Origin of the sequence: Burkholderia lata (assembly GCF_000012945.1) — a bacterium.
Taxonomy (GTDB): Bacteria; Pseudomonadota; Gammaproteobacteria; order Burkholderiales; family Burkholderiaceae; genus Burkholderia; species Burkholderia lata.
On the sequence record NC_007510.1, the window covers coordinates 875,274 to 893,989 of the forward strand.

Genomic DNA, 18,716 nt, shown 5'->3' on the forward strand with positions numbered 1-18,716 from the left:
GGTCAGCGTGGGCGCGTCCGCTCAGAACGTGATCGTCGTACGTGCACCGATCACGAACGTGTTGCGCAGCGGCTGGGTCGCGTCGCTCGGGTTCTGGCCGGCACCGGCGTTGAACGTGTACTGCGCGTCGGCCTGGACGATCCACCACGGGTTGACCTGGTACTGGTAGGTCGCTTCGAGGGTCGTCTCGCGGGTGCGTACGCCGTACGGGCCGGTCGCGAACGACTGCGCGGTCTGGTCGAGGTCGGTCACGTGGTTGCCGACCTGGATGTACGTGACGCCGAGGCCGACGCTGTCGTTGTCGCGGCCCTCGAACGGCGCCTTCAGCACGATCCCCGCATTGGCCGACAGGCTCACCAGGTTGCGGTCACCCGGCGCGCCCATCACGCGGGCGAACACGCCGAGGCTTCGCGGGCCGGTCGGGTCGGGGCGCCAGATCATCTGGTCGGCCACCGCGTAGAAGCTGTAGTTGCCGTGCCGCTGCTGCGCGTTGCCGTTCGATGCGGGATCCGAGAGCGACAGCCCGTCGGTGCCCACGTTCTGGTCCGCGAAGCGGCCGTTGTGATACCAGACGCCGATCTTGTAGGTGCCCGGCAGCCCGTTCGAGCGGCCGGTGTCCATTTCACCGTCGGACGGCTGGTTCAGCGCGTACTGCAGTTCGCCGATATAAAGCGCACCGTTGTGCAGGTTGAAGTTGGTGCCGCTGAGGTTGCTCGGGTTGTTGCCGAGCGGATCGCCGTCGAACACGCCCGCGAGTGCGGTGAGCTTCGGCGTGATCTGCGCGCGTACGCGCACGCCGAGGCCCGCGAGCGGATACGCCGGGCCGCCGTTCGGCAGGTCGTACGACGGCAGCGCGGGCCAGCCGAACATCGTGTTGACGAACGTGTTCGCATACGTGCTGACCATGAATTCCTGGTCCAGGCTCTGCTGGCCGATCTTCACGTCGACACGCTTGTCGAGGAACGACTGCTGGTACCACAGCTCCCACAGGCGCGTCGTGCCCTGTGCCTCGATGCCGCTCGCGGTGTTGAGCGTGCCGAGGTTCCGCGTACTCAGGTTGGTGCCGTGGATCTGCAGCGCGCTGACGTTGAACGTGCCGCCGGGCAGGCCGATCGCCTTCTGCGTGTCGACCGTCAAGGTCGCCGTCGTCAGCCCGTCGTACGCGCCGCCGCGGTTCAGGCCGCCGCGCAGGTTCGCAAGGTATTCGCTGGTTTCGGTGATCTGCAGCGTCGCGCCGTACTTGCCGAGCCACGGGCGGATGCCGCCCATGTCGCCGAGCAGGTTCTGGCGGGTCCAGATGCCGGTCCACATGTTGGTCGGCTTCGCCTGGATCGCGAGGTCGGCCTCGGGTGCTTCGGGCTGTGCGTCGACCGGCACGTCGGCGAACGCCGCGCCGCTCGAGAATGACGCGCACGCGAGGATGGCCGCGCAGGCGGCGGGGCGCATCCGGGCACGGACGCTGTCTCCCTGGAACGACGCAAACTTCATATCAAATCCCTGGTTCTAATTAGTGTGGAGTCCTGCTTGTCGGTCGCTGTCCGGACGCTCGGCACCGTTTGGCCAGGGCATGAAGATGAACGCAACGCGGCGCATCGTAGGAGTGTCAAATGGGAAAGTCAATGTAAACGAGAATGATTCGCATCTATATTACTGAATGTAATCCACCTCCTTACGGATGGGGCCTGACACGTGTTTAGTGCCGAGGTAAACCGTAAATATCGGCGTAATGAAAATGAATGCTTCGATGCGGATCGATGGATCCGCGGGGCGGGGCGCAGGAGGCGACCGGCGAGCGCCGGATGGCGCGTGCCGACGGACGAAATCGACGCCGTTACAGAATTTATTAGGTGATGCCGCCGATCGCAGGAACTCCGTGCTTTCCCGGTGTCCAAACGGGGCTGGATGAGATTCCGGAGCCGCGCGGCCCGGCCGGCAAGGCTGGGCGACGCTTGTCAGGGTTTGTTTTGAAAGGGTTTTTTCTTGTCTCCGCGTGCGCTTTGCGCCACGTCCCCGCCCTGAAAATTCGTCCGGTTCCCCTTCTTGAATTTGTCAAAACCCGTCCATATAATTAGCACTCGCTGCACGAGAGTGCTAACAATTCTCTGCCGGGCGATAAGCCGGGCAGATTCCCTAAGCGTTCTTCAATCTCAGTCAAGAGAGGAGTGAATATGAACCTTCGTCCTTTGCACGATCGCGTGATCGTCAAGCGCCTGGATCAGGAAACCAAGACCGCCTCGGGCATCGTGATCCCCGACGCCGCTGCTGAAAAGCCGGACCAGGGCGAAGTCCTGGCCGTCGGCCCGGGCAAGCGCGACGACAAGGGCGCGCCGATCGCGCTCGACGTGAAGGTCGGCGATCGCGTCCTGTTCGGCAAGTACGCAGGCCAGACCGTGAAGGTCGACGGCAACGAACTGCTGGTCATGCGCGAAGAAGACATCATGGCCGTGGTCAACGCGAAGTAAGCGTCCACCGACGGTACATATTCCCAAGAATTCAAGGAGTTAGAAGATGGCAGCTAAAGACGTCGTATTCGGCGATTCCGCCCGTTCGAAGATGGTCGAAGGCGTGAACATTCTCGCCAACGCAGTCAAGGTCACGCTGGGTCCGAAGGGCCGCAACGTGGTGCTCGAGCGCAGCTTCGGCGGCCCGACGGTCACCAAGGACGGTGTGTCGGTCGCGAAGGAAATCGAGCTGAAGGACAAGCTCCAGAACATGGGCGCGCAAATGGTCAAGGAAGTTGCTTCCAAGACCAGCGACAACGCAGGCGACGGCACGACGACGGCAACCGTCCTCGCGCAATCGATCGTTCGCGAAGGCATGAAGTACGTCGCATCGGGCATGAACCCGATGGACCTGAAGCGCGGCATCGACAAGGCAGTCGCAGCGGCTGTCGAAGAGCTGAAGAAGATCAGCAAGCCGTGCACGACGAACAAGGAAATCGCACAGGTCGGCTCGATCTCGGCGAACAGCGACACGTCGATCGGCGATCGCATCGCTGAAGCGATGGACAAGGTCGGCAAGGAAGGCGTCATCACCGTCGAAGACGGCAAGTCGCTGGCTGACGAACTCGACGTCGTCGAAGGCATGCAATTCGACCGCGGCTACCTGTCGCCGTACTTCATCAACAACCCGGAAAAGCAAGTCGCCGTGCTCGACAACCCGTTCGTGCTGCTGCACGACAAGAAGGTGTCGAACATCCGTGATCTGCTGCCGGTACTCGAGCAAGTCGCGAAGGCTGGCCGTCCGCTGCTGATCATCGCTGAAGACATCGAAGGCGAAGCGCTCGCAACGCTGGTCGTCAACAACATCCGCGGCATCCTGAAGACCGTTGCGGTCAAGGCACCGGGCTTCGGCGACCGTCGCAAGGCGATGCTGGAAGACATCGCGATCCTGACCGGCGGCCAGGTGATCGCGGAAGAAACCGGCCTGACGCTCGAGAAGGCAACGCTGGCAGAACTGGGCCAGGCGAAGCGCATCGAAGTGGGCAAGGAAAACACGACGATCATCGACGGCGCAGGCGAAGCCGTGAACATCGAAGCACGCGTGAAGCAAGTGCGCGCGCAAATCGAAGAAGCGACGTCGGACTACGACCGTGAAAAGCTGCAAGAGCGCGTGGCCAAGCTGGCCGGCGGTGTTGCAGTGATCAAGGTCGGTGCAGCGACCGAAGTCGAAATGAAGGAAAAGAAGGCACGTGTCGAAGACGCACTGCACGCAACGCGCGCAGCTGTGGAAGAAGGCATCGTGGCAGGTGGCGGCGTTGCGCTGATCCGCGCTCGCACCGCGATCGCAGCCCTGACCGGCGCTAACGCCGATCAAAACGCCGGCATCAAGATCGTGCTGCGCGCAATGGAAGAGCCGCTGCGCCAGATCGTCACGAACGGCGGCGAAGAAGCCAGCGTCGTGGTGGCGGCAGTTGCTGCAGGTACGGGCAACTACGGCTACAACGCAGCGACGGGCGAGTACGTCGACATGGTCGAAGCCGGTGTTGTCGACCCGACCAAGGTCACGCGTACCGCACTGCAGAACGCAGCTTCGGTTGCAGGCCTGCTGCTGACGACGGACGCAGCGGTTGCTGAACTGCCGAAGGAAGACGCACCGATGCCGGGCGGCATGCCGGGCGGCATGGGCGGCATGGGCATGGACATGTAATCGACTTCGGTCGATGGTGTCCGGAGCGCGCAGCGATGCGCGTTCCAGCCAAAAGAAAAGACCCGCAGCGATGCGGGTCTTTTTTTATGGATTTGCCGGGTGCACGAAATCAGAAGCCCGGCAGGTAGCATGAAGTATCGTCGTCTTCAGCGTGAAGGCCGTAGCTGCACGCGAACGGATCGTGCCAGCCGTTGTTGCGACCGTTGTAGAGATAGACCGTGGTGTCGTTCGATGTCCATGTTAGCGACGCGGCGCCGCTGGAGTAGACGCGCCACCTCCCCGAGCTACCGTCCGGAAACGAAATGGTGCCGTTCGAATGGCAGGGCGAGTAGTAATCGTGCGCGACAAACTTGCCGTCAATTGGCGCGGCTCTCGAAAAGAACCGCTTCAGTTGCGCGACGGTCGGTGTGAATTTCTTGCATGCGCCCCTGGTCAGTGGGTCGTTCGGGGTCGACGTCTGGCCGGATTGCTCGACGGTCACGGTGCTTACCGCTCTGGCATGGCAGAGCGCGATCGGGACGCACAGCACAACCGCCGCGACACATTTGGCTCGAACCATTGCGTCACTCCCACTGTGCCGTGCTTGCCTCGGTGGCGTTCTTGCGCCCGACTTCCGGGTGCCGATATACCTCTCTCATCTCGACGTTCAGCGTCTCGGACAATTCGCGAACAAGCCATTTGAGCGATGAATTCTGTTCGGTCGTGACGCTTTCATAAACCGGTTCCGCGTTTTTCTCGTCGGGGTAGTACATGCCAACGAGTTCGATTCCGATTGCGTCAGAGTTGGATGGATAGCGGTCTGGAAACGCTTTCCTGGATTCGTGGCGATGGGACGCTGCGGGGCCGGTCTGATACGCACGCCTTGCTGCGCGTAGGTCAACGGTCGAGCACTTGAGTGTGCTGATGCAGCGTGACTGCAACTTGCCGACGTGATTCGTGATTCTGTTCAGGGATGCGGTCTGATAGATCGTCCCATCTTTGTCGATCAGGAAATGGGCGCCGTTTGGTACGTGCGCGGAGTTGCTGTAGCTATTGAAGGTGCTTGAGACGGTGGAGCCTCCAGTTTGATGGACGACGATTCCGTTCACGTGTTCCATCGGCCCACGTTCGATGGATGAATATATTCTGAGGATCACGCGCTCGGCATCGACGTGGCCCTGCTTTGAAATGAAAAGCATGACTCCCTCCGATCCTCAGGTCGTTTTGCCGGTTTTGATGTCGTATCCTGCTTCGACAGTTCCGCCGCTCCCTCCTTGGGCGTTCTGAACGACATATTCCTGCCGGATGCCGGCGAATGAAAGTTGGACCTCCTCTCGCGGCCTGACCATGTTCAAATTTGCGGCCGAGTTGACCCGCGTGATCAATACCTTATCCATCGTGATCTTGAGGTATTCCAGGGGCATGCCGCCGGCCTTACGCATTACCAGAACGGCGTTCTCGATGTGATTTCCTTTCAGGCAATGCAGCATGAGAATCGGCGATGCGCGATCAACATAATGTTCAATGGTCAGGTCATTGGCCGTGCATTTGCCACCCGTGCGCGTGGTAGACGACTGATCTGCGGACCAATCCCACGCCAATACGTCGATCTCGTCCAGATGAAAGGCATCTTGAGATTCACCTCTGATGCCGGTCAGTTTCAGGAAAATGTCCTGCGCCATCACATACTCCTTTGCTCGGGTCACATTGAATGGAATGAACCGTAGCAGGGGAGATCACGGCCAATCTATGGGACCGATTCGATTTTCGGCGAGTTTGGGTGTTGAAATGTACGATGTCCACTCATCACTCAACCAAGAATGGACATGAATCGAGTCGGGCTGGCGAGCGCGTGGATTCGGCCACGATGACTGCAGCCGTGTCGGACTGAATGGGCGGGGGCGCGCGGCGGGATGGTCCGGATATCGGACTGCGCGGGCGGGAAGCCGAAGGTTGGGAGAGCGTCGCGCGGAGCCGACGGTCGTTGTCGATACATCGCGTGCATCAGCACTGAATTCCCGATACCGAATTCACGTGCGATTGGCGGATGCTTGCAGTTGAGGGGGAGAGGGCGCGGCGGGCGTTTGACCGTTCAAACGCCCGCGTGGTCCCGGCACCTCAATGCCGGTGCGACGTCCTCGGCACCGAGTCGGCCTTCACGGCCGGCGGCGTATCCGAGTCTTCGTTGCTGCGCGCCCAGAAGAACCGGTCGGGCAGGTACGCCCCCATGCCGGGCCGGAATGCATCACGCACGGCCTGGTACAGGTATTCCTGCGCTTCGCGAACCGCTTCGGGCGGCTCCTGGCCGTTCGCGAGCAGTGCCGCGATGGCCGCGCCCAGCGTGTCGGTGATGCCCATCAGCCGGTGCGGCGAGCGATCCCACATGTCTTCGCGGAGCTGGCCTTCCTCGCCGTACAGCGTGTTGACGAGCCGGTGCGAGCCCGTTTCGGACGACAGGATGTACTCGCAGCCCTGCGACAGCAGGTGCGAGACGGCCGCGTCGAGATTCGGCGCCTCGGCGTCACCGTCCGGCTGCGCGAGCGCGATCAGCGTGGCGTAGTCGGCGACCAGCAGCGTGGTTTGCGGCGCCAGCAGGTCGGCGATCGATTCGCGCAGATCGTCGGCTGCGAGCACGTGTTCGTCGTCGAGCGTGAAGTCCGGTGCGAGCACGAGCGGCACACCGTCGTAGTCGGCGACGACCTCGGCGATGGCGCTCACGACTTCCGCGCGCGTCGCCGCGCCGATCTTGAACGCCGCAACCGGCATGTCTTCGAGCAGCATGCGCGCCTGGGCGGCGACCACGTCGGGATCGAGGCCGGTCACTTCGTCGCAGGCGGCCGAGTCACGCACGGTGTAGCCCGTCAGGACGGACACACCGTGACAGCCCATGCTCGCCAGGGTCAACAGATCGGCTTGAATGCCAGAACCGCCGGTGGGGTCGGACAGGCCGAAGGTGAGGACGATCGGAGGGGCGTTGCTGGACATGTAAAAATGGGGCAAGAGAAAAACGGACAAGCGACGGACATGCGGACGGCGAGGCGAAGTGGGCGTTTTCGGCCCTGTGTTGCCCGGCAGGCCGCACTTTTCAGCCATTATGCGGCGGAATCCGGCCCGCACGACGGATTTTTTAGCGCAGCGCAACGTAGTCGCGTTACTCCAGCGCGATTGCTAGGCAGTCCGGCCCCGACACGGTACCATCATGGCTCCCGAATTTACCGACTTTCCCGACGCGGCTTAAGATGGAATACAAGAGCTGGATGTGCCTGATTTGTGGCTGGATTTACGACGAAGAAGCCGGGCTGCCGGAAGAGGGCATTGCCCCGGGCACGCGCTGGGAAGACGTCCCGATCAACTGGACGTGCCCTGAATGCGGTGCCCGCAAGGAAGACTTCGAGATGGTCCAGATCTGACCGGACCCTTGGCCCACGGACACACCGCTCAGGCCTCGCATCGGCCCGGCGCTCGCGCGTCGAGGTTCGCGCGAGCGACTTGACGATGACAGGCGCGCGTGTCCATGAGGCCAGAACCGGCGAACGTTCCCCACCCTGACGCACTGCCCAACCCGCGTGGCGGGGCCGTGCGCGCGGCCGACGCATGGCTTGCGGCGGCTGCCGACGCCTTCGAGCATCGCGACGACGCGGCCGCGCCGCTCTCCGCTGCGGCGGCCGTGCTGGCGGAAGCCGGCTGGCTGCCGGCCGCGCGTTTCGCGGGGCAGTTGTCGGCGGCCGTGCCGCTCGTCGCCGCCGAGCCGACTTCGGCCGGCTGGCGTGCCGCGCTGCGCGATTTCCGCGCGGCCGTCGCACGCCACAACCTGCGCGAGCTCGCCTGCTCGCCCGTTCTCTTCGACCATTTCCGTGCATTGCGTGCGCAAAGCGCCGCCGACCTGCGCGCGCATGCGCCGTTCGACGCGCTCGCGCTCGTCGGCCGCGCGGTGCCGCCGGCCACGCTGCGTGCGCTGCCCGATGCGTTCGCGACCCGGATTCGTGCCCGCTACGAACAGGCGCTGCTCGGTGTGCTGCGTGCGGAACACGGCGCGCCCGATGCGGCACTCGACGAACTCGATGCGATGCTGGCCGCGCTCGCCGGCGACGATCCCTACGATTTCTGGCGGCTCGCGGCCGCGTGCGTGCGCGCATTGCGCGCCAGCGGCGCGCCCGAGCTGAAGCGCTTTCTCGCGCGGACGAACCTGCTGCTCGGCGAGCACGCGCAGGGCCGACGCAGTGCGCCGCCCGAACTCGTGCGCGAGACGGTGGCGCTGCTGTGGCGCGATTTTGCGCTGTTCGGCGCCGCGGCCGAGGATGTCGCGCTCGTCGACGTGCTGCACGACTACGGGCTGACGGTCGACTGGCATGTCGCCGGCACGCCCGCATCCGAAGCGCTGTGGGAGGCCGATGCTGCCCGCGCCGAGCACGATGCGGTCGCGGCTGCACCGACTCGCGCGCTCGGCGTCGTGACGGTCAATGCCCATGCCTATGAGGATTTCCTGCAGACGGCCGATGCGTCGATGGTGGACCTTGCTGCGGATCCGGCGAGAGCCGACGCGGGTGCCGCATGGCATGCGTCCGGCGCCGCCTACCGGGTCGGTACGGCCGCATGCGCGCTCGGGCTCGGCCACGCGGCGCTCCTGGCCGACACGCTCGGCCTCGCGTGGCGGCGTGCGGCGCACGGCGTGCCGCTCGCCGACGGCGGCCTCGATGCGCACGGCCACGCGTCCGACATGCTGCGCGCGGCGCTGCTGAAGATCGCGGCCGGCGTTGCGCCGCCGGACCTCACCGCGGCGTCCGGCACGCTCGGTGCGGCGCTTGGCCGGGCTTGACGAACAAGGGGACGAACACGCGCCGGCGGCCCTTGCTGCGCGGGCCTGCAACACGCTGCCGACAGCGCCCGCGCGCGTGTTAGAGTGCCGTGTGATCCGTGCGCGCCGTTGCCAGCGCGGCGGGCGTTGCTTGTTGATCGCGGCCCGGTCAGGCCGCGGCGTCTTTGCTAAAATTCAAACCATGTCAAAGCCTTCCGATCGCATCAATCTCACCAACCAGTTCCTGATCGCCATGCCGAACATGGCCGATCCGACGTTCTCGGGAACGGTGGTCTATCTTTGCGATCACAGCGAGCGCGGTGCGCTCGGCCTCGTCATCAATCGTCCTACCGACATCGACCTCGAATCGCTGTTCAACCGCATCGACCTGAAGCTCGACATCGAGCCGCTGCTGCACATCCCGGTGTACTTCGGCGGCCCGGTCCAGACCGAGCGCGGTTTCGTGCTGCACGAGCCGGTGGAGGGCGCAAGCTACAACTCGTCGATGTCCGTCGAGGGCGGGCTGGAGATGACCACGTCGAAGGACGTGCTCGAGGCGGTCGCGACGGGCACCGGCCCGAAGCGCTTCCTGCTGACGCTCGGCCATGCGGGCTGGGGGGCAGGGCAGCTCGAGGAAGAAATTTCCCGCAACGGCTGGCTGACCGTGGCCGCCGATCCGCGCATCGTGTTCGACACGCCGGCCGAAGAGCGCTTCGAAGCCGCACTCGGCCTGCTCGGCGTCAGCTCGTCGATGCTGTCCGGCGAAGCAGGGCACGCATGAGTGGCGCGAGCGCGCGCGATGCGACGCTCCTCGCGTTCGACTACGGTGAAAAACGTATCGGCGTCGCGGTCGGCAATGCGCTGACGCGCTCGGCCCGTGCGCTCGTCGTGATCCAGAACCTGAACCGCGAACACCGCTTCAAGGCGGTCGGCGACCTGCTGGCCGAATGGAGGCCGGACGCGCTCGTCGTCGGCCTGCCGATGCATCCGGACGGCACGCCGCACGACATGACGCAGCAGGCGAAGCGCTTCGGCAACCAGCTGAACGGCCGCTTCGGGCTGCCCGTCACGTGGGTCGACGAGCGCTATTCGTCGGTCGAAGCCGAGGCCGGGCTGCGCGAGCGCAACGTGCGCGGCCGCGCCCGGGCCGAGATGCTCGATGCCGAGGCCGCGCGCGTCATCCTTCAACAGTATCTCGATCAATTGTCCGACCATGAGCACCATTGACGCCGAGGCGCTTTACCGCGTCCTGCTCGACCAGATCCGTGCCGCGTACGGCACGGCTTTCGCCGAACCGGGCGGCCCGCGGCTCGCCGGCATCCACAGCGGCGGCGCATGGCTTGCCGAGCGCCTCGCACGCGATCTCGGCGCGCCGGCGTTCGGCGTCGTGAACGTTGCGCTGCATCGCGACGATTACGCGAAGAAGGGGCTGCACAGCCAGGCCAGCCCGACGTCGCTGCCGTTCGAGATCGACGGCGCGCGCATCGTGCTCGTCGACGACGTGCTGTATACCGGGCGCACCGTGCGCGCGGCGCTCAACGAGCTGTTCGACTACGGCCGTCCGGCCGCGGTCGAGCTCGCGGTGCTCGCCGATCGCGGCGGCCGCGAGCTGCCGGTCGCCGCGCGTTTCGCCGGCGGCGCGCTCGACGTGCCGGCCGACGCGACGCTCGTGCTCGCACGCGACGATGCGCAGTTCACGCTGCGCGTCGAGGCGCACGGCGCCTGAACGACACGCGAACCGTATCCCGGGCCGCTGGTTTGCACCGCGGCCCGTTTGCATAGTTGGAATCACGCACACCATGACCACCGACACCACTGGCCGCACCGGCAATCCCGCTGCGACCGCGAGCCCCGACCGGTTCCGCTACGGCTTCCTGAAGGGCAACCCGCAGCTCACGAAAAACGGCGAGCTGAAGCACCTGCTGTCGATCGAGGGCCTGCCGCGCTCGATCGTCAACCACATCCTCGATACGGCCGAGCAGTTCGTCAGCGTGACGGACCGTGAAGTGAAGAAAGTGCCGCTGCTGCGCGGCAAGTCCGTGTTCAACCTGTTCTTCGAGAACTCGACGCGCACGCGCACGACCTTCGAGATCGCGGCGACGCGCCTGTCGGCCGACGTGCTGAACCTGAACATCAACGCATCGTCGACGAGCAAGGGCGAATCGCTGCTCGACACGATCAACAACCTGTCGGCGATGCATGCCGACCTGTTCGTCGTGCGTCACGCGTCGAGCGGCGCACCGTACCTGATCGCCGAGCACTGCGCACCGCACGTGCACGTGATCAACGCCGGCGACGGCCGCCATGCGCACCCGACGCAGGGCCTGCTCGACATGTACACGATCCGTCACTACAAGCGCGACTTCACGAAGCTGCGCGTGGCGATCGTCGGCGACATCCTGCATTCGCGCGTCGCGCGCTCCGACATTCACGCGCTCACCACGCTCGGCGTGCCGGAAGTGCGCGCGATCGGCCCGCGCACGCTGCTGCCGGGTGGCCTCGAGCAGATGGGCGTGAAGGTGTTCCACAACCTCGACGAAGGGCTGAAGGGCGTCGACGTGATCATCATGCTGCGCCTGCAGAACGAGCGGATGAGCGGCGCGCTGCTGCCGTCGGCGCAGGAATACTTCAAGACCTGGGGCCTGACGCCCGAGCGCCTCGCGCTCGCCGCGCCCGACGCGATCGTGATGCACCCGGGCCCGATGAACCGCGGCGTCGAGATCGATTCGCAGGTCGCCGATGGCCCGCAGTCGGTGATCCTCAACCAGGTCACGTTCGGTATCGCCGTGCGGATGGCGGTGATGGGCATCGTCGCCGGCAACAGCGACTGAGCCCGCTTTCGCGCATCCTTATTCACGCAATCAACGCATTCACAGACAGCGCATGAAGATTCATATCAAAGGCGGCACGCTGATCGACCCGGTCGCCGGCACCGAGCAGCAGGCCGACGTATTCGTCGCAGGCGGCACGATCGCCGCGCTCGGCACGGCGCCGGCCGGTTTCAACGCGGACAAGACGATCGACGCCGCGGGCCTCATCGTCGCACCCGGCCTCGTCGACCTGTGCGCGCGGCTGCGCGAGCCCGGCTACGAGCATAAGGCGACGCTCGCGTCCGAGATGGCCGCAGCCGTCGCGGGCGGCGTCACGACCCTCGTGTGCCCGCCGGATACCGACCCCGTGCTCGACGAGCCGGGCCTCGTCGAGATGCTCAAGTACCGCGCACGCAACCTGCACCAGGCGAACGTGCATCCGCTCGGCGCGCTGACGGTCGGCCTCAAGGGTGAAGTGATCACCGAGATGGTCGCGCTGACCGAGTCCGGCTGCGTCGGCTTCACCCATGCCAACGTGCCGGTGCGCGACACGCAGGTGCTGCTGCGTGCGCTGCAGTACGCGAGCACCTACGACTACACCACGTGGCTGCGCCCGCAAGACGCATTCATCGGCCGCGGCGGCGTCGCCGCGAGCGGCGCGCTGGCGTCGCGGCTCGGGCTGTCCGGCGTGCCGGTCGCGGCCGAGACGATCGCGCTGCACACGATTTTCGAACTGATGCGCGTGACGGGCGCACGCGTGCACCTCGCGCGGCTGTCGTCGTCGGCCGGGCTCGCGCTCGTGCGCGAGGCGAAGGCCGAGGGGCTGCCCGTGACCTGCGACGTCGGCGTGAATCACCTGCATCTGATCGACGTCGACATCGGCTACTTCGATTCGCAGTTCCGGCTCGATCCGCCGCTGCGCAGCGAGCGCGATCGCGAAGCGATTCGCGTGGCGCTCGCCGACGGCACGATCGACGCGATCTGCTCCGACCACACGCCGGTCGACGACGACGAGAAGCTGCTGCCGTTCGGCGAAGCGACGCCGGGCGCGACGGGGCTCGAACTGCTGCTGTCGCTGACGCTGAAGTGGGCCGACGAGACGCGTACGCCGCTTGCGCAGGCGTTGCGCCGCATCACGTCCGCACCGGCCGACGTGCTGAAGCTGCCGGCGGGCCGCCTCACCGAAGGCGGCGCGGCCGACCTGTGCGTGTTCGACCCGCGCGCACACTGGCGCGTCGAGCCGCGTGCGCTGAAGAGCCAGGGCCACAACTCGCCGTTCCTCGGCTACGAACTGCCCGCCAGCGTGCGCACGACGCTCGTCGCCGGGCAGATCGCGTTCGAGCGCTCCTGAACCACGCCGGACCTTCGCCATGATTGCCCTTCGCAAGCTGCGTCTCGTTTTCCACCTGTTGCGCGGCATGGCGATCGTCGCGCTGCGTTTCTCGCACGTCACGCCCGCGCGGCGCGCCGAGATGACGCGCCGCTGGTCGCTCAAGCTGCTGCGGATCTGCGGGATGCGCCTCGTCGTCCACAACGACGGCGCGCGGCTCGACGCGAGCGCGCTCGTGGTCGGCAATCACGTGTCGTGGCTCGACATCTACACGGTCAACGCGTGGCGGCCGACGCCGTTCGTGTCGAAGGCCGAGGTGCGGCAGTGGCCGGTCGTCGGCTGGCTCGCCGAGAAGCTCGACACCGTGTTCCTGCAGCGCGAGAAGCGCACCGAGGCGATGCGGGTCATGCACGAGATGGCCGAGCGCCTGCGTAACGGCGGGCTGATGTGCGTGTTTCCGGAAGGGACGACGACCGACGGGCAGGAACTGCTGCCGTTCCACGCGAACCTGTTCCAGGCCGCGGTATCGGCTGGCTGCGCGGTGCAGCCGATCTGCCTGATGTATGAGGACGGGCAGCGGCGGCAGTCGGTCGCGCCGGCCTACACGGGCGAGCTGGCGCTCGGCAAGTCGCTCGACATGGTGTTGCGCGGCGGCCCGATCGTCGCGCACCTGTACGTGTGCGAACCGATCGCGCCGGGCGGCGACCGGCGGGCGACGTCCGCCGCGGCGCGCGATGCGATCGCGGCTGCGCTCGCGACGCTGCAGGCGAAGGTCGACAAGCCGACGGCCGAGTCGCTTGCGGAATTGCAGAAGCATGCTTATCCGGCGACCGAGGTTGGCGCCGGAGCGGCAGGCGGCGAGGCGGCCGATGCGCCCGTGCCGGGGCGCGAGGGTTGACGCGCTTCCCGGCCCCGCGAATCAGCGCTTAATCACTCTCCTCCCGGCGCGCGGCACGCGTCGCACTGCACCTGCGTGACCGTGCGCTGCGCCGGATCGGCCGTCAGCCGCACGGCCGACAACTGGTTCCCCCACACACATCCCGAATCGAGCGCGACCACGTTCTCGCGCACCATCAGGCCGAGCGCGGCCCAGTGGCCGAACACGACCGTCACGTCCTCCGTGCGGCGCCCCGGTACGTCGAACCACGGCAGGTAGCCGGGCGGCGCGCTGTCGGGGCCGCCGTTCGCCTTGAATTCCATCGCACCGTCGGGCGTGCAGAAGCGCACACGCGTGAATGCGTTGAACGCGACGCGCATCCGGTCGCGTTTCTTCAGATCCGGGCTCCATTGATTCGGCTCGTTGCCGTACAGCTTCTGCAGCGTGTCGCGCCAGTCGGGCGCGCGCAACGCGCGCTGGAGTTCGTCGGCGAGCTCCAGCACGAGCGTCGCATCCCACTGCGGCAGCACGCCCGCATGCACCAGCAGCATCCCGTTCTCCGCATGGACAAACGGCCGGTGGCGGACCCAGTCGAGCAGCGCATCGGCGTCGGGTGCATCGAGGATCTCGCCGATGGTGTCGCCCGGGCGCTCGGTGCGCAGGCCGGCGGAGACCGCGAGCAGGTGCAGGTCGTGATTGCCGAGCACGACGGTCGCGCGCGGGCCGAGGTCGACGAGCGCACGCAGCGCGGCGAGGGAGTCCGGGCCGCGGTTGACGACGTCGCCGGCGATCCACAGCGGCGTGTCGGCGGGCGGGGACAGCTTGTCGAGCAGCGACTGGAGAGCGGAATGACAGCCCTGGATGTCGCCGATTGCGATGGGGGTGCGGGTCATGAGAGGTAGGTTGTTACAAATCCTGACGCGGGTCGAAAAAGGATGCGATCGCTGCAACGCAACTGCGAGCGTATTCGGGGAATTTTAACGTATTGATTTGAATGAAGATTTTTTCGGGGGAGGGTCCGGGGCGCTGTTTCAAGTTGTTAGCGACGTGGATTTTGACCCAACCCGCTTCCTATAATCGATGGCCCCTCAACAAAATTAGCATTTCATGGTTTTGAGGGTTACGGTCAGCAGTTAGAATGCCCGCCTTGGGGGGACGTGCGCGTCATCGTCGCGTCCGGAGTTCGTGGCGGCTCGTGCTTGAGACACGCCATGCATGACTAGAGGGAGCCTCATGATTCTGGTGACGGGCGGCGCGGGTTTTATCGGCGCCAATTTCGTAATCGACTGGCTGTGTCAATCCGACGAGGCCGTGCTCAATGTCGATAAATTGACCTATGCAGGCAACCTTCGCACGCTGCAATCGCTGAACGGAAGCCCGAAGCACGTATTTGCCCGCGTGGACATCTGCGACCGCGCGGCACTCGACGCGCTGTTGGCTGAGCACCGGCCGCGCGCGATCCTGCATTTCGCGGCGGAAAGTCACGTCGATCGCTCGATTCACGGTCCGGCCGAGTTCGTTCAGACCAACGTCGTCGGCACCTTCACGCTGCTCGAGGCCGCGCGCCAGTACTGGAGCGCGTTACCCGACGCGGAGCAGGCCGGCTTCCGGTTCCTGCACGTGTCGACCGACGAAGTGTTCGGTTCGCTGTCCGCGACGGATCCGCAGTTCTCTGAAACGACACCGTACGCACCCAACAGCCCGTACTCGGCGACGAAGGCGGGCTCCGATCACCTGGTGCGCGCGTACCACCATACCTATGGCCTGCCGACGCTCACGACCAACTGCTCGAACAACTACGGCCCGTACCAGTTCCCCGAAAAGCTGATTCCGCTGATGATTGCGAATGCACTCGCGGGCAAGCCGTTGCCGGTCTACGGCGATGGCCAGAACGTGCGCGACTGGCTGTATGTCGGCGATCACTGCAGCGCGATTCGCGAAGTGCTCGCACGCGGCACGCCGGGCGAGACCTACAACGTCGGCGGCTGGAACGAAATGACGAACCTCGACGTCGTGCATACGCTGTGCGATCTGCTCGACGATGCTCGACCCAGGGCACAAGGCACGTATCGCGACCAGATTACGTACGTGAAGGATCGTCCGGGGCACGATCGCCGTTACGCGATCGATGCGCGCAAGCTCGAGCGCGAACTCGGCTGGAAGCCGGACGAGACTTTCGCAACCGGCCTCGCGAAGACGGTCTCCTGGTATCTCGACAACCAGGCGTGGTCGGACGAGGTGGCTTCGGGCGAATACCGCAAGTGGGTCGAGACCAATTACGCAGCGCGCGTTTGACAGGAGAGGCGATGGCACGCAAAGGCATCATTCTCGCCGGCGGTTCAGGCACACGGCTCTATCCGATCACGCATGCAGTATCGAAGCAACTGCTGCCGGTGTACGACAAGCCGATGATCTACTATCCGCTGTCGACGCTGATGATTGCAGGCATCCGGGACGTGCTGATCATCTCGACGCCGCAGGACACCCCGCGCTTCGAGTCGATGCTCGGCGACGGCGGCCAGTGGGGGATGAATATCCGGTATGCGACACAGCCGTCGCCGGACGGGCTTGCGCAAGCGTTCGTCATCGGCCGGGACTTCGTTGGCAACGAGCCGTCGGCGCTCATCCTCGGCGACAACATTTTCTACGGGCACGATCTCGCGAAGCAGCTCGAGCGGGCCAGCGCGAAGGATGCGGGCGCGACCGTATTTGCGTATCACGTTCAGGACCCTGAGCGGTATGGCGTGGTCGAGTTCGACCGCGAATTCCGCGCGATATCGATTGAAGAGAAGCCGGCAAAGCCGCGTTCGAGCTATGCGGTCACGGGGCTGTATTTCTACGACACGCAGGTTTGCGACATCGCAGCCGACATCAAGCCGTCGGCGCGCGGCGAGCTCGAGATCACCGATGTCAATTCGCGCTACCTGGCGGCGGGCCAACTCGACGTCGAGCTCATGGGGCGCGGTTATGCGTGGCTCGATACGGGTACGCACGACTCCTTGATCGAGGCGGCGACGTTCATCGCGACGCTGCAGAAGCGTCAGGGGCTCATGGTCGCGTGCCCCGAAGAGATCGCGTACCGCCGCAACTGGATCGACGCGGAGCAGGTGCTGAAACTGGCACAGCCGCTCGCGAAGAACGCCTACGGGCTGTATCTCCGGAACCTACTCACCCATCAGGTCGCATGGCAATCCACGTAACGGCAACGGCACTGCCCGAAGTCAAGCTTATCGAGCCGAAGGTCTTTGGCGACGCGCGCGGGTATTTCTACGAGAGCTTCAACGCGCGCGAGTTTGCGGAGCACGTCGCTCCGGGTATCGAGTTCGTGCAGGACAATCACTCGCGATCCGCAAAAGGCGTGCTGCGCGGGCTGCACTACCAGATCGAACACACGCAGGGCAAGCTGGTGCGCGTGGTTGAGGGCGAGGTGTTCGACGTCGCAGTCGATGTGCGCCGCAGTTCGCCCAATTTCGGCAAGTGGGTCGGCGTGACGCTGTCCGCCGACAACCATCGGCAGCTTTGGGTTCCGCCGGGGTTCGCGCATGGCTTCCTTGTGGTGTCCGAGTCTGCTCAGTTTCTCTACAAGACGACCGATTATTGGTTTCCCGAGCACGAGCGCAGCATTGTCTGGAACGATCCGGACATCGGAATCGTGTGGCCGCTGGATGGCGAGCCGCTGCTGGCCGTCAAGGATGCCGCGGGCATGCGGTTGATGGACGCTGATCTTTTTGAGTGAGGTCGTGATGAATTCCGAGTCGACGATCCTCGTAACCGGTGTCACGGGTCAGGTAGGCTTTGAACTGCTGCGCTCGCTGCAGGGGCTCGGCCGTGTGGTGGAGTGCGACCGCTCGATGCTCGATCTGTCTGATCTCGACCGGATCCGTGCTGTCGTGCGGGCGTTGCAGCCGGCCTTCATCGTGAATCCGGCTGCCTATACGGCCGTTGATAATGCCGAGGACGACGTCGATGCGGCAAGACGCATAAATGCCGATGTGCCGCGGGTCCTGGCGGAAGAGGCTGCGCGCAGCGGTGCGGTGCTGATTCACTACTCGACCGATTACGTGTTCGACGGAGCCAAGGCGGGCGCGTATACCGAGACCGATGTAGTGAATCCGCTGAACGTGTATGGGATGACCAAGCTTGAGGGCGAGCGTGCGATCGAGAACGCAGGGTGCGCGTACCTGACCTTGCGAACTAGCTGGGTATACGGGCGACGTGGCAGGAATTTCTTGCGTACGATGCTCAAGCTGGGCGCGGAGCGACCCGAATTGCGTGTGGTTGCCGACCAGGTCGGTGCGCCGACCTGGTCGAAAACAATTGCAGCCGCGACTGCGCACATCCTCTCCAAAGGGCTGGCGGCCCATGATGAGGCCTGGTGGCAGGCGCGCTCCGGAACCTATCATCTGAGTGCGGCCGGCGAGACGTCCTGGCACGGTTTCGCCAAGGCGATTCTCGGCATCGCGATGGGGGATGACGCACCCGCTGTGGTGCCGATTTCCGCGAGCGAGTTTCCGGTGCGCGCACGTCGCCCGGCGAATTCGCGCTTGTCCCACGGCAAACTCGCCGAGACGTTCGGCTTGCACCTGCCCGATTGGGAATACGCGCTGGGCCTCTGCATGGCCGACTGAAACGGATCGCCGGTGGTCGAACCCCTGCATCGCCAGGTATTGACCGGGCGCGTCAGGGTAACGGGCAGTCGAGCAAGCGGCGGATCCCGTCACCGAGTTTTACCGTCTTGTCAGCCTTGCATGCCGAAGCGAACCGTGATCGAGCAGG

20 protein-coding genes are annotated in these 18,716 nt (G+C 65.0%); 14 read left to right on the top strand and 6 right to left on the bottom strand.

Features of this window, described 5'->3' with window-relative positions; genetic code table 11:
• Positions 1–21 precede the first annotated feature (21 nt).
• Positions 22–1,488, bottom strand: coding sequence for a carbohydrate porin (locus tag BCEP18194_RS09840; protein WP_011351135.1), 1,467 nt, complete (start codon positions 1,486–1,488; stop codon positions 22–24).
• 680 nt (positions 1,489–2,168) lie between these two features.
• Here BCEP18194_RS09840 and groES point away from each other — a divergent pair.
• Both groES and groL read left to right on the top strand, forming a co-directional pair.
• Complete coding sequence (groES, locus tag BCEP18194_RS09845; protein ID WP_011351136.1) at positions 2,169–2,462, top strand: co-chaperone GroES; 294 nt, start codon at positions 2,169–2,171, stop codon at positions 2,460–2,462.
• Between the two features lie 46 nt (positions 2,463–2,508).
• Positions 2,509–4,149, top strand: a complete 1,641-nt coding sequence (gene groL, locus BCEP18194_RS09850) for a chaperonin GroEL (protein ID WP_011351137.1) — start codon at positions 2,509–2,511, stop codon at positions 4,147–4,149.
• A gap of 109 nt (positions 4,150–4,258) precedes the next feature.
• On the opposite strand, the gene BCEP18194_RS09855 is transcribed toward groL, so the two are convergent.
• From BCEP18194_RS09855 to BCEP18194_RS09870, 4 genes are all read right to left on the bottom strand, one after another.
• Complete coding sequence (locus BCEP18194_RS09855) at positions 4,259–4,708, bottom strand: hypothetical protein (RefSeq protein ID WP_011351138.1); 450 nt, start codon at positions 4,706–4,708, stop codon at positions 4,259–4,261.
• Positions 4,709–4,712: 4 nt separating this feature from the next.
• Positions 4,713–5,327 carry a peptidoglycan recognition protein family protein gene (locus BCEP18194_RS09860; RefSeq protein ID WP_011351139.1) on the bottom strand — a complete coding sequence of 205 codons (615 nt, stop codon included), beginning with the start codon at positions 5,325–5,327 and terminating at the stop codon, positions 4,713–4,715.
• Positions 5,328–5,342: 15 nt separating this feature from the next.
• On the bottom strand, positions 5,343–5,810 hold the full coding sequence (locus BCEP18194_RS09865; RefSeq protein ID WP_011351140.1) for an Hcp family type VI secretion system effector: 468 nt from the start codon (positions 5,808–5,810) through the stop codon (positions 5,343–5,345).
• Between the two features lie 436 nt (positions 5,811–6,246).
• Positions 6,247–7,113 carry a hydroxymethylpyrimidine/phosphomethylpyrimidine kinase gene (locus tag BCEP18194_RS09870; protein ID WP_011351141.1) on the bottom strand — a complete coding sequence of 289 codons (867 nt, stop codon included), beginning with the start codon at positions 7,111–7,113 and terminating at the stop codon, positions 6,247–6,249.
• A gap of 254 nt (positions 7,114–7,367) precedes the next feature.
• Here BCEP18194_RS09870 and BCEP18194_RS09875 point away from each other — a divergent pair, with 254 nt between their 5' ends.
• The 8 genes from BCEP18194_RS09875 to BCEP18194_RS09910 all read left to right on the top strand — a co-directional run bounded on the left by BCEP18194_RS09875 (position 7,368) and on the right by BCEP18194_RS09910 (position 13,961).
• Positions 7,368–7,538 carry a rubredoxin gene (locus BCEP18194_RS09875; RefSeq protein WP_004186709.1) on the top strand — a complete coding sequence of 57 codons (171 nt, stop codon included), beginning with the start codon at positions 7,368–7,370 and terminating at the stop codon, positions 7,536–7,538.
• A gap of 104 nt (positions 7,539–7,642) precedes the next feature.
• Positions 7,643–8,944 (top strand): hypothetical protein, encoded by a 1,302-nt coding sequence (locus BCEP18194_RS09880; RefSeq protein ID WP_011351142.1) that lies wholly within the window; start codon positions 7,643–7,645, stop codon positions 8,942–8,944.
• Between the two features lie 181 nt (positions 8,945–9,125).
• Positions 9,126–9,704, top strand: coding sequence for a YqgE/AlgH family protein (locus BCEP18194_RS09885; RefSeq protein WP_011351143.1), 579 nt, complete (start codon positions 9,126–9,128; stop codon positions 9,702–9,704).
• Positions 9,701–10,150, top strand: coding sequence for a Holliday junction resolvase RuvX (gene ruvX, locus BCEP18194_RS09890; RefSeq protein ID WP_011351144.1), 450 nt, complete (start codon positions 9,701–9,703; stop codon positions 10,148–10,150). Before BCEP18194_RS09885 ends, ruvX begins: the two co-directional genes overlap by 4 nt.
• Entirely contained in the window at positions 10,137–10,649 is a 513-nt protein-coding gene (gene pyrR / locus BCEP18194_RS09895; protein WP_011351145.1) for a bifunctional pyr operon transcriptional regulator/uracil phosphoribosyltransferase PyrR, read from the top strand. The genes ruvX and pyrR overlap by 14 nt, the downstream gene beginning before the upstream one ends.
• A 73-nt stretch (positions 10,650–10,722) precedes the next feature.
• Positions 10,723–11,754, top strand: a complete 1,032-nt coding sequence (locus BCEP18194_RS09900) for an aspartate carbamoyltransferase catalytic subunit (protein WP_041492755.1) — start codon at positions 10,723–10,725, stop codon at positions 11,752–11,754.
• A gap of 52 nt (positions 11,755–11,806) precedes the next feature.
• Positions 11,807–13,084, top strand: a complete 1,278-nt coding sequence (locus BCEP18194_RS09905) for a dihydroorotase (RefSeq protein WP_011351147.1) — start codon at positions 11,807–11,809, stop codon at positions 13,082–13,084.
• 19 nt (positions 13,085–13,103) lie between these two features.
• Positions 13,104–13,961: a lysophospholipid acyltransferase family protein gene (locus BCEP18194_RS09910; RefSeq protein WP_011351148.1), complete on the top strand. Its 858-nt coding sequence runs from the start codon at positions 13,104–13,106 to the stop codon at positions 13,959–13,961.
• Between the two features lie 32 nt (positions 13,962–13,993).
• On the opposite strand, the gene BCEP18194_RS09915 is transcribed toward BCEP18194_RS09910, so the two are convergent.
• Entirely contained in the window at positions 13,994–14,833 is an 840-nt protein-coding gene (locus BCEP18194_RS09915) for a symmetrical bis(5'-nucleosyl)-tetraphosphatase (protein ID WP_011351149.1), read from the bottom strand.
• A gap of 340 nt (positions 14,834–15,173) precedes the next feature.
• Between BCEP18194_RS09915 and rfbB the strand changes: the two genes are divergently transcribed.
• The 4 genes from rfbB to rfbD are packed head-to-tail and all read left to right on the top strand — an operon-like array spanning position 15,174 to position 18,568.
• Positions 15,174–16,235, top strand: coding sequence for a dTDP-glucose 4,6-dehydratase (gene rfbB, locus BCEP18194_RS09920; protein ID WP_011351150.1), 1,062 nt, complete (start codon positions 15,174–15,176; stop codon positions 16,233–16,235).
• Between the two features lie 11 nt (positions 16,236–16,246).
• Complete coding sequence (gene rfbA, locus BCEP18194_RS09925; protein WP_011351151.1) at positions 16,247–17,140, top strand: glucose-1-phosphate thymidylyltransferase RfbA; 894 nt, start codon at positions 16,247–16,249, stop codon at positions 17,138–17,140.
• Positions 17,125–17,676 (top strand): dTDP-4-dehydrorhamnose 3,5-epimerase, encoded by a 552-nt coding sequence (gene rfbC, locus BCEP18194_RS09930; protein WP_011351152.1) that lies wholly within the window; start codon positions 17,125–17,127, stop codon positions 17,674–17,676. The genes rfbA and rfbC overlap by 16 nt, the downstream gene beginning before the upstream one ends.
• Before the next feature lie 7 nt (positions 17,677–17,683).
• On the top strand, positions 17,684–18,568 hold the full coding sequence (gene rfbD, locus BCEP18194_RS09935; RefSeq protein ID WP_011351153.1) for a dTDP-4-dehydrorhamnose reductase: 885 nt from the start codon (positions 17,684–17,686) through the stop codon (positions 18,566–18,568).
• Positions 18,569–18,716 lie beyond the last annotated feature (148 nt).